This is a genomic window from Microbacterium sp. (assembly GCF_051953575.1).
In the GTDB taxonomy this organism is placed as follows: domain Bacteria; phylum Actinomycetota; class Actinomycetes; order Actinomycetales; family Microbacteriaceae; genus Microbacterium.
The window spans coordinates 1-12,689 of the sequence record NZ_JBQCIP010000033.1; the positions used below are offsets into that span (position 1 = coordinate 1).

General features: G+C 69.1%; 13 protein-coding genes. 8 read left to right on the plus strand and 5 right to left on the minus strand.

Annotation, left to right across the window (positions count from 1 at the left end):
• Together ACTHNQ_RS02490 and ACTHNQ_RS02495 are read right to left on the minus strand one after the other, a co-directional pair.
• Positions 1-139: DUF2277 family protein (locus tag ACTHNQ_RS02490; protein ID WP_440330858.1), on the minus strand; the 139-nt coding region annotated here is incomplete at its 3' end.
• An 8-nt stretch (positions 140-147) separates the two neighbouring features.
• Positions 148-822: a TetR/AcrR family transcriptional regulator gene (locus tag ACTHNQ_RS02495; RefSeq protein WP_440330848.1), complete on the minus strand. Its 675-nt coding sequence runs from the start codon at positions 820-822 to the stop codon at positions 148-150.
• A 96-nt stretch (positions 823-918) separates the two neighbouring features.
• On the opposite strand from ACTHNQ_RS02495, the gene ACTHNQ_RS02500 reads away from it, so the two are divergent.
• Positions 919-2,385, plus strand: coding sequence for an MFS transporter (locus ACTHNQ_RS02500; RefSeq protein WP_440330849.1), 1,467 nt, complete (start codon positions 919-921; stop codon positions 2,383-2,385).
• 53 nt (positions 2,386-2,438) lie between these two features.
• On the opposite strand, the gene ACTHNQ_RS02505 is transcribed toward ACTHNQ_RS02500, so the two are convergent.
• Positions 2,439-3,062 carry a TMEM175 family protein gene (locus tag ACTHNQ_RS02505; protein WP_440330850.1) on the minus strand — a complete coding sequence of 208 codons (624 nt, stop codon included), beginning with the start codon at positions 3,060-3,062 and terminating at the stop codon, positions 2,439-2,441.
• Positions 3,063-3,215: 153 nt separating this feature from the next.
• Here ACTHNQ_RS02505 and ACTHNQ_RS02510 point away from each other — a divergent pair, with 153 nt between their 5' ends.
• Positions 3,216-4,325 (plus strand): FAD-dependent oxidoreductase, encoded by a 1,110-nt coding sequence (locus tag ACTHNQ_RS02510; protein ID WP_440330851.1) that lies wholly within the window; start codon positions 3,216-3,218, stop codon positions 4,323-4,325.
• A gap of 106 nt (positions 4,326-4,431) precedes the next feature.
• On the opposite strand, the gene guaB is transcribed toward ACTHNQ_RS02510, so the two are convergent.
• On the minus strand, positions 4,432-5,934 hold the full coding sequence (gene guaB, locus ACTHNQ_RS02515) for an IMP dehydrogenase (RefSeq protein WP_440330852.1): 1,503 nt from the start codon (positions 5,932-5,934) through the stop codon (positions 4,432-4,434).
• Positions 5,935-6,302: 368 nt separating this feature from the next.
• Between guaB and ACTHNQ_RS02520 the strand changes: the two genes are divergently transcribed.
• The 4 genes from ACTHNQ_RS02520 (at position 6,303) to ACTHNQ_RS02535 (ending at position 10,438) form a co-directional block, all read left to right on the plus strand.
• Complete coding sequence (locus ACTHNQ_RS02520) at positions 6,303-7,589, plus strand: branched-chain amino acid ABC transporter permease (protein ID WP_440330859.1); 1,287 nt, start codon at positions 6,303-6,305, stop codon at positions 7,587-7,589.
• A gap of 2 nt (positions 7,590-7,591) precedes the next feature.
• Positions 7,592-8,590, plus strand: a complete 999-nt coding sequence (locus ACTHNQ_RS02525) for a branched-chain amino acid ABC transporter permease (protein ID WP_440330853.1) — start codon at positions 7,592-7,594, stop codon at positions 8,588-8,590.
• Complete coding sequence (locus ACTHNQ_RS02530) at positions 8,580-9,629, plus strand: ABC transporter ATP-binding protein (RefSeq protein WP_440330854.1); 1,050 nt, start codon at positions 8,580-8,582, stop codon at positions 9,627-9,629. The genes ACTHNQ_RS02525 and ACTHNQ_RS02530 overlap by 11 nt, the downstream gene beginning before the upstream one ends.
• A gap of 71 nt (positions 9,630-9,700) precedes the next feature.
• A complete protein-coding gene (locus ACTHNQ_RS02535; protein ID WP_440330855.1) occupies positions 9,701-10,438 on the plus strand; it encodes an ABC transporter ATP-binding protein in 738 nt (245 codons plus the stop codon).
• A 183-nt stretch (positions 10,439-10,621) separates the two neighbouring features.
• Here ACTHNQ_RS02535 and ACTHNQ_RS02540 read toward each other — a convergent pair whose 3' ends face one another.
• Positions 10,622-11,905: an ABC transporter substrate-binding protein gene (locus ACTHNQ_RS02540; RefSeq protein WP_440330856.1), complete on the minus strand. Its 1,284-nt coding sequence runs from the start codon at positions 11,903-11,905 to the stop codon at positions 10,622-10,624.
• A gap of 235 nt (positions 11,906-12,140) precedes the next feature.
• Between ACTHNQ_RS02540 and ACTHNQ_RS02545 the strand changes: the two genes are divergently transcribed.
• Positions 12,141-12,365, plus strand: a complete 225-nt coding sequence (locus ACTHNQ_RS02545) for a heavy-metal-associated domain-containing protein (protein WP_440330857.1) — start codon at positions 12,141-12,143, stop codon at positions 12,363-12,365.
• A gap of 47 nt (positions 12,366-12,412) precedes the next feature.
• A partial coding sequence (locus ACTHNQ_RS02550; RefSeq protein WP_440330860.1) for a cation transporter occupies positions 12,413-12,689 on the plus strand: 277 nt, incomplete at its 3' end.

The window sequence follows — 12,689 nt, forward strand, 5'->3', positions numbered from 1 at the left end:
TCTTGCGCACGTACTGGAGGGCCGCGGCATGGACCTCTTCGGAGGTCGCGGCGGGCTCGAAGTTGTGGAGCGTGTGGATGTTCCGGCACATGCCCCCGACGATACGCCGGGCTCCCGACGGCGGCCAGGCCGCCGGCATCCCGCCTGCTACCAGCGCTCGTCGCCGCGCGGGAGCACCTCGAGCACGTGCGGGAGCTCGCTCGGGAAGCACGAGCGGAAGAGCTCGGTGATCTGCGGGTCCGAGCCGTAGTCGTCGACGATCCGCAGGCCGATCATCGTGCTGATGAGCATGCCCTCCGCCATGAACGCCCGCGCCTCGTCGGCGTCGAGCCCCATCTCGTCGCGGAAGAACCGCCAGACCGTCGCGAAGCCCTTGCGCGCGGCCGCGCCGATCGCGGGGTGGCTGCCCAGGAGGTACGCGTGCGCGAGCGTCTGGTGCAGGCCGCGCACCTCGATGAGGTCGACGTAGGCCTGCCCGATGCGCTTGGCGGCCGCCTTCTCGGGCGTGATGTCGGGATCGTGCGGGGCCTCGTCGGCCAGCGCCGCCCGGAAGCTGGCGAGCATGCGGGCCAGCGCCTCCTCGATCGCCGCGAGGAACAGGTTCTCTTTCGACCCGAACAGCCGGACGACGTACGGCTGACTCACTCCCGCGGCGCGGGCGACCTCATCGGTCGTCGCGCCCTCGTAACCGCGAGCGCCGAACACCGCGAGCGCCGCCACGAGGATCTGCCGGCGCCGCTCCTCCGACGAGAGCCGCCTGCCCGGCTCGATCGGGTCGTCGAGCGCGACGACGCCGCTGTCGCCCATTGCCGAAGAAGTCATATCCGAAGGTTATCAGCGAATGACTTGACTTTGTAATCAGTCGATTACTACATTGCTCCGTAGCAGGTAATCATCCAATTACAACCGGAGCCCTCCATGTCCGCTGGATCACCCACCGCCGTCGCACGACGGACGCGCCCCTTCGCCCTCATCGTGGCCGCGGCATCCCTGCCGATGTTCATGGCCACCCTCGACAACCTCGTCATGACCAATGCGCTGCCCGTCCTCCACAGCGAGATGGGCGCGAGTGTCGAAGAGCTCCAGTGGTTCGTCAACGCCTACACGCTCGCCTTCGCGGGCTCGATCCTCATCGCCTCGGCGCTCGGCGACCGGTTCGGGCGCCGCACCGTCTTCGCGATCGGCATCGCCGTCTTCGGCCTGGGCTCGGTCCTCGCCGCGCTCAGCACGGATCCCGGGCAGCTGATCGCCGCCCGAGCCGTACAGGGGCTCGGCGGGGCCGGCGTCATGCCGCTGTCGCTGGCGCTGCTCAGCGGCGCGGTCCCGAAGGAGCGGCGCCCGCTCGCGATCGGCATCTGGGGCGGCGTATCGGGACTCGGCGTCGCCGTCGGGCCGCTGGTGGGCGGAGCGATCATGGAGGGCTGGAACTGGCAGGCCATCTTCTGGATCAATGTGCCCGTCGCACTGATCGCCATCCCGCTCGCCCTCATCGTGCTGAACAACGACTTCGGCGCCCGCTCGCGCATCGACGTCCCCGGCGCCGTACTGGCCGCCGCCGGTGTGCTGGCACTCGTGCATGCGATCGTGCGCGGCAACGACGACGGCTGGGATTCGGTGGGCGTGATCGCCGAGATCGCGCTGGGCGCCGTCCTCGTGGCCGCGTTCCTGGTCTGGCAGCTGCGCGCGAAGGCGCCGCTGGTGCCGTTGCGCCTGTTCCGCGACCGGTCGTTCTCGATCACCAACATCGTCGGCTTCGCCTTCAGCTTCGGAACGTTCGGCGCCGTGTTCATCCTGATCCAGTACCTGCAGGTCGTGCAGGGCTCCACACCGCTCGAAGCCGCCGTGCAGACGACGCCCTGGACGCTCGCGCCCATGTTCATCGCCCCGATCGCCGGGATCCTGGCGCCCCGCGTGGGCACCCGCATCCTGCTCGTGGTGGGCCTGGCGCTCCAGGGGGCGGCGCTCACCTGGATCGCCGCCGTCATGTCGACCGACCTCGACTACCCGACGCTCATCGCGCCGTTCGTGATGGCCGGCGTGGGCATGGCGCTGGTGTTCGCCCCGTCCGCCACCGCACTGCTGGCGACCCTCGGGCTCATCGACCACGCGAAGGCGTCGGGCGTCAACTCGACCGTCCGCGAGCTCGGCGTCGCCCTCGGCACGGCCGTCATGACGGCGATCTTCGTCGGAGCCGGGGGCGAGCTCCTGCCCGACATGTACGTCGACGCCGCCCGTCCTGCCGTGTTCACCGGCGCCGCCGTGCTGTTCGCGGCGACGATCGTGGCACTGTGGCTGCCGGCCGGGAAGGGGACGGATGCCGTCACGCCGGCGGGCTCAGAGGCCTCCGAGCCTGCACCCGCCGAGCCCGTGCCGGCCGGCGTCTGACCGCCGGCCTCTCCCCGCCGACTGACGCCGGGATCGCAGCGGCGATCCCGGCGTCAGTCGTTGCGGCCCCGCAGCAGCCTCGTCAACACGCCGTCGAACAGGAACAGCAGGAACGCCAGCGACCCGATCCACGGCGCGAGCACCACCACGACGGCCGCGATGAGGAGGGCGCTGAGCGAACTGCGGCCGAAGGCGACGGCATCCTCGCGGCTCATGTCGGGGATCAAGACGTCGCGGTTGCGTACCGCCCACCCCCACTGGAGCCAGCTGCACAGGATCGCGAGGAAGAAGGTCACCGGCATCGCGAGGCGCCCGGCGAGCCAGTCCGAGTACTCGGTGGTGAGGTTCGTCGCGAACGGCACGAGCACGATGAACAGCAGCCGCACATTGTTCAGCCAGATCGTGGTGGCGTCGACGCGGGCGACGTGCTCGAACTGCTGAACATGGACCATCCACATGAGGCACAGCAGGACGAAGCTCAGGGCGAAGTTGAGGAACAGCTCCCACATGCCGGCCAGGGCGGCCCACATCTGCGGGTCCGACGTCACCGTGCCGAGCGAATGCTGCGTGAGGTCGAGGACGAGCAGTGTCGCCGCGATGGCGAACACTCCGTCGGTGAACGCCTCCAGGCGCGTCGTGCGCTGCGTGGCCCGAGGATGCTGTCGCTGCCGGATCATGGCGCCAGGGTAGCGACACCGCGTCACAGTCGGTCATCGCGCGGCCCGCGCCGCGCCGTTCGGTGAGGATGGAACAGCGGATGCCGCGGCCGCCCGGAGCGGCATCCTGCCCGAAGGCGCCGCCCGGGTGGCGCCCCGACCGCGGGAGACCACATGACCGAGCACGTGCCCTTCGTCGTCGTCGGTGCGGGCGCGATGGGGCTGGCGACCACCTGGCAGCTCGGCCGGCGCGGGCACCGCGTCATGACCCTCGAACGGTTCGGGCGGGGACACACCCGCGGCGCGTCGCACGGCGCCACCCGCAACTTCAACAACGCGTACGGCGCCGCCCACTATCTCGATCTGCTCACCCTGGCGCGCAGCGAATGGGACGAGCTCTCGCGCACGACGGGCGAACCGCTCCTGCGCCTGCACGGTCTCGTGACGCACGGCGACCCCGGCCGCATCGCCGGCGTGCACGACGCGCTGCTCGCCCGCGGCGAGCGCGCCGAGATCCTGACCGCGGGCGAAGCCACCCGTCGCTGGCGCGGCATGCGGTTCGACGACGGGGTCCTGTTCACCCCTGATGCGGGCGTCGTGCGCGCCGCGGCGGCGCTGCAGGCGCTCGAGCGGGCGGCGCGGTCGCACGGCGCCGATGTCCGGTTCGAACACGGCGTCGCGTCGATCGAAGAGACGCCCGACGGCGTGCGGCTCACGATCGAGGCCGACGGCGAGCGGCGCGACGTCGTCGCCGACACGGTCGTCGTGACGGCGGGCGCCTGGACCGCCGGCATCCTCCCCGGCTCCCTTAAGCTCCCCCGCCTTACCGTGACCGAGGAGAGCCCCGCACACTTCACGCCGCGTGGACCGGGCAGCGACTGGCCGTCGTTCAACCACTTCGTCGACCCGCAGCGCGGGCCGATCGGCAACGTCTACGGCATGCCGACCCCCGGCGAGGGCGTCAAGGTCGGATTCCACATGGTGGGCCCTGTCGTCGACCCCGACGCGCGCACCTACCGTCCGGTGCCCGCGCAGGCCGCGGCGCTGCGGGAGTATGTCGCGGAGTGGTTCCCCGGACTCGATCCCGGCACCGCGGTCCCCATCAGCTGCACGTACACCTCCACCGACACCGAGGACTTCGTGCTCGACCGGCGCGGCCGCATCGTCGTGGGCGCCGGGTTCTCGGGCCACGGCTTCAAATTCACGCCGGCCGTCGGCGCCGTGCTCGCCGACCTGGCGACGGACGACTCCGCCCGAGCCGCCGCACCCTTCCGGCTGTCCTGACGCCGGCATCCGGTTCGGCGCCGGAGCGCACGACCCCGCGATGCGAAGAGCGGATGCCGTCACGCCGATGGGCGTGACGGCATCCGCTCTGCGTCCCGGACGGGGACTACTTCTTGTAGTTGGGGGCCTCGACGACGATCTGCACGTCGTGGGGGTGCGACTCCTTCAGGCCTGCGGCGGTGATGCGCACGAACTTGCCCTTGGCCTTGAGCTCTTCGACCGTGCGCGCGCCGACGTAGAACATCGACTGACGCAGGCCTCCCACGAGCTGGTACGCGACCGCCGACACCGGGCCGCGGTAGGCGACCTGGCCCTCGATCCCCTCGGGGATCAGCTTGTCGTCCGAGGGGACGTCGGCCTGGAAGTAGCGGTCCTTCGAGTACGACGTCTTCTTGCCGCGCGTCTGCAGCGCACCGAGCGAACCCATGCCGCGGTACTGCTTGAACTGCTTGCCGCCCTGGAAGACGATCTCGCCCGGCGACTCGTCGGTGCCGGCGAGCAGCGAGCCGAGCATGACGGTGTCGGCGCCGGCGACGAGCGCCTTGGCGATGTCGCCCGAGTACTGCAGACCGCCGTCGGCGATGACGGGCACGCCCGCCTCGCGGGCCGCGAGCGACGCCTCGTAGATCGCGGTGACCTGCGGCACGCCGACACCGGCGACGACGCGCGTGGTGCAGATCGAGCCCGGGCCGACGCCCACCTTGACGGCGTCGACGCCCGCGTCGATGAGCGCCTGGGCGCCCTCGCGGGTGGCGACGTTGCCGCCGATGATGTCGATGTGGGCGAACGACTCGTCGCCCTTGAGGCGGCGCACCATGTCGATGACGCCGGCGGACTGCCCGTTGGCCGTGTCGACGACGACGACGTCGACGCCCGCGTCGCGGAGCGCCTCGGCACGCTGCCAGGCGTCGCCGAAGAAGCCGATGGCGGCGCCGACGCGCAGGCGGCCCTGCTCGTCCTTGGTGGCCAGCGGGTACTTCTCGCTCTTGTCGAAGTCCTTGATGGTGATGAGGCCCGCCAGGGTGCCGTCCTCGTCGATGAGGGGCAGCTTCTCGACGCGGTGCTGGGCGAACAGCGCGATGACCTCGCCGGCGCTGATGCCGACACGGCCGGTCACGAGGTTCTCCGTCGTCATGACATCGCGGACCTTCGTGGTCTGGCGCTCGAAGCCCGACACGAAGCGCATGTCGCGGTTGGTCACGATGCCCACGAGATGGTTGTCGGCGTCGACGACCGGCAGGCCCGAGATGCGGTACTGGGCGCAGAGCGCGTCGACCTCTTCGATCGTCGCGTCGGGCGTGGTCGTGATCGGGTCGGTGATCATGCCGGACTCGCTCCGCTTGACGCGGTCGACCATCGACGCCTGGTCCTCGATGGAGAGGTTGCGGTGGATGATGCCGATGCCGCCCTCGCGTGCGATCGCGATCGCGAGGCGCGCCTCGGTGACGGTGTCCATCGCGGCGGAGGCCAGCGGCGTGGCCACGGTGATGCGCCGCGTGAGCCGCGACGACGTGTCGGCCTCGCTCGGGATCACGTCGGTGTGGCCGGGCAGCAGCAGCACATCGTCGTAGGTCAGTCCGACGAAGCCGAAGGGGTCGTTGTGCTCCATGGGGTCTCCTCGCGCGCGGCGCGTTCAGTTGGGGGTGTGGACGGCGACGGCCGGCGCGCTTGTGACGCTCCGTACTCGATTCTAAGCGCCCGGGAGCACGGTTTTGTTCCCGCATAAACGGCACGCGCGGGGGCGCGCGCGAGGCCGTTGTCCGGTCCGATTTCGATCGCATCACGTATCCACAAGTGACCGTAGGCGAAACAGCGGCGACACATTACAGTCGTAGCGTCGCCATCACGGCCGATGCGACCCGAGCTTCGGTGTCCGCGTGGTGGCGAACTGGAGGTTCTGTGGGTTCCACGATTGCGTCCGCGACCAGAAGTCGCCATTGGATCATCGTGCTCTTCGGACTGCTGCTGGCGGCAGGCATGGTGTTCCTGTCCTCTCCGGGCGGCGCCTTCGCCGCCGAAGCGCCCGACACCCCGGGCGGCGACCAGGAGAAGACCGACTTCTACTTCGGCGGCATCATCACCTATGACGACGCGCCCGTGGCCGGCGTCACCATGACCATCGAGGGCGGCGGCTTCAAAGCCGAGACCGTGACCGACGCCGAGGGCAAGTGGCGTCTGTACGTGCCCGAGAAGGACGACTACGTGCTCACGGTGGACGAGGACACGCTGCCGGACGGGGTCATCGTCGACCCCACGCAGCTGCCTGAGGGCATCCAGCCGAAACAGGGGACGACGGCGTCATTCGACGTGACGTTCGGCCTCACGGGGTCGAAGATCGTCAACCTGTTCCTCGGCGAGGGCGAACGCGTCACGACGTCGTTCATCGACCAGCTGGTCGAGCGCCTGATGAACGGCCTCAACTTCGGCCTGCTGCTGGCGCTGGCCTCCGTCGGCGTCTCGCTGATCTTCGGCACCACCGGTCTCAGCAACTTCGCGCACGGCGAGATGCTGACCTTCGGCGCCGTGATCGCCCTCGTCTTCGGCGTGTGGCTGCAGATCCCGATGTGGCTGACGATCCCGATCGTCCTCGTCTTCGGGGCCGCCCTCGGCTGGTCCCTCGACGCCGGGCTGTGGAGACCGCTGCGCCGCAAGGGCCTGGGGCTCGTGCAGCTCATGATCGTGAGCATCGGCCTGTCACTGGCCGGACGCTACGTGTTCCAGTACTTCATCGGCGGCGGCACCTATCAGCTGCCCGACGCCGGCGCCCCGCGCGACATCAAGTTCGGACCGATCGCGCTGTCGTGGATCGACATCGTGTCGATGGCCACGAGCATCATCCTCCTCGCCGCCGTCGCGTTCTGGCTGCTGCGCACGCGCATCGGCAAGGCCACCCGCGCCATCAGCGACAACCCCGGCCTGGCCGCGGCATCCGGCATCAACGTCGACCGCGTGATCCGCATCGTCTGGATCCTCGCAGCGACGCTCGCCGCGATCGCCGGCGTCCTGTGGGCCTACTTCCGTCCCGGCGTGAAGTGGGACATGGGCGCGCAGGTGCTGCTGCTCATCTTCGCCGCGGTCACCCTCGGCGGACTCGGCACCGCCTTCGGCGCGCTGATCGGCTCGCTGATCGTCGGCATCCTGGTCGAGATCTCGACCCTCTGGATCCCGCCGGACATGAAGTACGTCGGCGCGCTCGCCGCACTGATCGTGATCCTGCTCGTGAGACCCCAGGGCATCTTGGGCCGGAAAGAGAGGCTCGGCTAGTCATGGACTGGGGACAGATCTTCAACAACACCGCCTACTGGGTCTTCAGCCCGGAGACCATCGCCTACGCGCTCGCTGCGACCGGCCTCGCCGTGCAGTTCGGCTTCGGCGGCCTGCTCAACTTCGGCATGGCGGGCTTCATGGCCCTCGGCGCATACGGCTACGCCATCTCGATCCTGAGCTTCGGCTGGCCCTGGTGGGTCGGCATCCTCGTCGGCTGCGCCGCAGCCGTCGTGTTCGCCCTGATCCTCGGCATCCCGACCCTGCGACTGCGGGCGGACTATCTCGCCATCGTGACCATCGCAGCCGCCGAGATCGTGCGACTGCTGCTGACGACGCAGCTGTTCGACGAGTTCACCAACTCCGCGGACGGACTCGGCGGCTACCATGCCGGGTTCCGCGCGGCGAACCCGTTCCCCAAGACAGGGGCTGACGGCGAGCAGATCATCTACGGCTTCGGGCCGTGGCAGTGGACCTCCGACCAGCTGTGGGTGCGCGTCTTCGGCATCATCCTGCTCGGCATCGCCGTCTACCTCGTGTGGGCGATCATGCGCAGCCCGTGGGGCCGCGTGCTCAAGGGCATCCGCGAGGACGAGGACGCCGTGCGCTCGCTCGGCAAGAACGTGTTCTCGTACAAGATGCAGGCGCTCATGATCGGCGGTGTGTTCGGAGCCCTCGGCGGCGTCGTGTTCGCCCTCCCGTCCGCGGTGGTCCCGGCCACCTATACGACGAGCCTCACGTTCTTCATCTGGACGATCCTGCTGCTCGGCGGCGCCGCGACCGTGTTCGGCCCCGTCGTGGGCTCGGTGATCTTCTGGGTCATCATGGGCTTCCTCGACAACGTGCTGCCCGTGCTCGCCCAGGCCGACATCCTGCCCATGACCGCGCAGCAGGCGGCCACCCTGCGGTTCATCCTCGTCGGCGTCGCGCTCATGCTGATCGTCATCTTCCGCCCGCAGGGCATCTTCGGAAACAAGAGGGAGCTGACCTTTGTCAAGTAACCCGCCCAGCACCCCGCCCGCCGACCAGCCCGACGCACCCGAGGGTCCGGCCGCGCCGGCCACGGGCTCCGTCACGACGCCGACCGGCAGCATCCGTCGCCCCAAGACCGCGGGACTCGCGAAGGGGGATGCCGCACCCGGCGTCCCCAAGAACGACCCCGTGCTCGTGATCGACAACGTCACCCGTCACTTCGGCGGTCTGACCGCCGTCGACGTCCAGCACCTGGAGATCCCCCGGCACGCGATCACCGCGCTCATCGGCCCCAACGGCGCCGGCAAGACGACGCTGTTCAACCTGCTGTGCGGCTTCGACAAGCCCAACTCGGGAACCTGGAGCTTCGACGGCAAGTCGCTGTCGGGCATCCCCTCGTTCAAGGTCGCCCGCATGGGCCAGGTTCGCACGTTCCAGCTGACGAAGGCGCTGTCCCTGCTCACGGTGCTCGAGAACATGAAACTCGGAGCCACCGGCCAGAAGGGCGAGAGCCTCTGGGCGAGCATCATCCCGGCGATCTGGCGCAAGCAGGACGATGCCATCGAAGACAAGGCCATGGAGCTCCTCGCGCGCTTCAAGCTCGAAGCGAAGGCCGACGACTACGCCGCCTCGCTGTCGGGCGGTCAGCGCAAGCTGCTCGAGATGGCACGAGCGCTCATGAGCGACCCGACCCTCGTGATGCTCGACGAGCCGATGGCCGGTGTGAACCCAGCTCTCACCGAGTCGCTGCTCGACCACATCCTTGACCTCAAGGACCTCGGCATGACCGTGCTCTTCGTCGAGCACGACATGCACATGGTGCGGCACATCGCCGACTGGGTCGTGGTCATGGCCGAGGGCAAGGTCGTCGCCGAGGGCCCTCCCGAGACGGTCATGCAGGACAAGGCGGTCATCGACGCGTACCTCGGCAGCCACCAGGACGTCGACCTCGGCGTCGTGACCGGACGCGTCGCCGGCGAGCTCGACGAGTCCGCCGAGGAGCTGCTCGAAGAGATCAAAGAGGCCGAAGAGGCCTCGATCGCCGAAGCCGAGGAGGAGAGCAAGTGAGCGATGCGTCGCCAGACCCCCGGACTCCCGGATCGGCCGTCCCCGATCCCGGAGCCGCCCGCGTGGAGGGTATGAAGACCGAGACGGTCATCGTCGAGGTCAAGGACCTCACGGCGGGCTATCTGCCCGGCATCAACATCATCAACGGCGCCAACCTGATCGCCCGCAAGGGCGAGCTGATCGGCATCATCGGCCCCAACGGTGCCGGCAAGTCGACGCTGCTGAAGGCGATCTTCGGCATGGTCAAGGTGCGCGGCGGCGACATCACGGTCGACGGCGAGAGCGTGGTCGGGCTGAAGTCCGACAGGCTCGTGCAACGCGGTGTCGGCTTCGTGCCGCAGACGAACAACGTCTTCCCGTCGCTCACGATCGCCGAGAACCTGCAGATGGGGCTCTACCAGCGCCCCAAGGTGTACGCCGAGCGCCTCGAGTTCGTGACAGGCATCTTCGCCGAGCTCGGCAAGCGCCTGGGCCAGCGCGCCGGGTCGCTGTCGGGCGGCGAGCGCCAGATGGTGGCCATGTCGCGCGCGCTCATGATGGACCCGTCGGTGCTGCTGCTCGACGAGCCGTCCGCGGGCCTCTCCCCCGTCCGCCAGGATGACGCGTTCATCCGCGTCTCCGACATCAACAAGGCGGGCGTCACGACGATCATGGTCGAGCAGAACGCCCGTCGCTGCCTGCAGATCTGCGACCGCGGCTATGTGCTCGACCAGGGACGCGACGCGTACGAGGGCACCGGGCGGCAGCTGCTGAACGACCCCAAGGTCATCGGCCTGTACCTGGGAAGCCTCGGCACCGAGGCGGCCTGACGCCGCAACAGCGAGAGACGAGGGGGTGGATGCCGCGGCATCCACCCCCTCGTCCTTTTCGGCGCGCCGGCGCCGGGGTCGGCGCCCTCGGGAGCATCCGTCCGCCGGGCACGTCGCTCCCGCCTTCGGCACGCACACGAAGGGCCCCGGATCGCTCCGGGGCCCTCGTTGCTGCGTCCTGGATTACAGGTCGATGCGCGTGTAATTGTTGTCGGCGCCGTACTGGAAGATGCCGATCGTGGCGTCCGTCGGGTCGCCGTGCTCGTCGAACGTGATCGGGCCCGAGTAGCCGTCGTAGTCGGCCGTGCCGCCATCGAGGATGATGTCGGCGCAGTCGGCGAACGACGTGCACTTCTCGCCGTCGCCCGATCCGCCCGAGACCTCCTGCAGCTTGCCTGCGATGTCGGCCGGGTCGGACGAGTTCGCGGCCAGCGCGGCGAGCGAGATGAGCACGATCGCGTCGTACGCCTCGTTCGCGTAGCTGTAGTCGGCGATCTCAGGACGGCCGTCGGCGACCGCCCAGTCGTTCAGCCGCTTGTAGAACTCCTCGTCCGGGGCCGGGCCGGCGGGCGTGGTGCCCTTCGCACCCTCCATGCTGACTCCGGCGGGCCACTTGTCGTCCTTGCCGAAGTTCTTCAGGTTGCCGTCGACGAGGTACAGGTCCTTGGCCGGGTAGCCCGCTGCGAGCAGCGCCGGACCGATCGTGTAGATCTCGTCGAACGTGATCAGGGCGATCGCGTCGGGGTTCGACGCGAGGACGGCCGAGATCTGGGCGTCGAAGTTGGTGTCACCGGTGTTGTAGGACTGCTCGGCGACGATCTCACCACCCGTGCTCTTGAACGTGTCCTGGAACGTCTTGTTGAGGCCCGTTCCGTAGGAGTCGTTCTGGTAGATGACGGCCACGTTCTTGTGTCCGTCCTCGCCCACCAGGTTGCCGAGCACCTCGCCCTGGAGCGTGTCGGCCGGGGCCGTGCGCCAGTAGAGGTTGTTGTCGTCCCAGTTGGTGAAGTCGAGCGAGGTGTTCGCCGGCGAGAACGTGAGGATGCCTGCCGCGACCGCGTCGTCGAGGAACAGCTTCGTCACACCCGACGAGGCGGCGCCGATGGCGGCGGTCACCTTCTCGGAGATCAGCTTCTGGATCGTCGTGGCGTAGGCCTTGTTGTCGGTGTCACCCGAGTCGCCCCACACGATGTCGCCGATCGTGATGCCCTTGGCGGCCTCGTTGACGTCGTCGACCGCCAGACCGACACCGGCCTCCTCGGGCGGGCCGAGGTACGCGAGGCTGCCCGTCTGGGGCAGGATCGTGCCGATCTTGAGGGTGAGGTCGCGAGCCTCCTGCGACGACCCGTCGCCGTCCCCCTCGTTGCCGCCGCCAGAGGCGCAGCCGGCGAGGACGAGGGCGCTGGCGCCGACGAGCGCGATGCCGCCGAGAAGGGCAGATCCGCGCGAGCGGGTGAAGACGCTCATGTTGCTCCTTGTTATAGGTGATCGGGGGAACGACTCGGGCGCCGCCCCAATGCGACAAACCTAACCGCGACAAGCGTTCACGAATGTTGCCGTTCGTTAACGATGTGTAACGGGCGCGACCGGGGGATTTCGATCGGATATCGGCGCTCCGACCCCTGATACCCCCTCCCGGTATATGCTGGGGTGAGTGGTACCCCTCAGGGGTATCCTGGAACTCCACGAGAAAGGCGGCGACATGGCCGGGTTCGAGAACAGCACTGTCGAGTACAAGGTGACCGGGATGAGCTGCGGGCACTGCGAGGCATCCGTGCGCAGCGAGGTGTCCAAGCTCGCCGGCGTCGAGGACGTGCAGGTGAGTGCGGCAGCAGGCACGCTGCGTATCGTCTCGACGGCGGAACTGGCCGACGACGCCGTCATCGCCGCTGTCGACGAGGCCGGCTACAGCGCGGTCCGCGCGTGAGCGGCGCCTCGGCCCCCGCCGCCCGGATCGAGCTCGAGATCGGCGGGATGACGTGCGCCTCGTGCGCCGCGCGGATCGAGAAGCGCCTGAACCGGATGGACGGGGTCGAGGCATCCGTCAACTACGCCACCGAGAAGGCGGTCGTGAGCGCCCCGGCGGGCATCGACCCGCAGGCTCTCATCGACGAGGTCGTCAAGACCGGCTACACCGCCGTCGTGCCCGCTCCCCCGGCTGCCGCTGCGGACGACCCCGCCGTCGGCGAACCGGCGGACCCCGAGCTCACGAGCCTGCGCCAGCGTCTGATCGGCTCGATCGTGCTGTCGG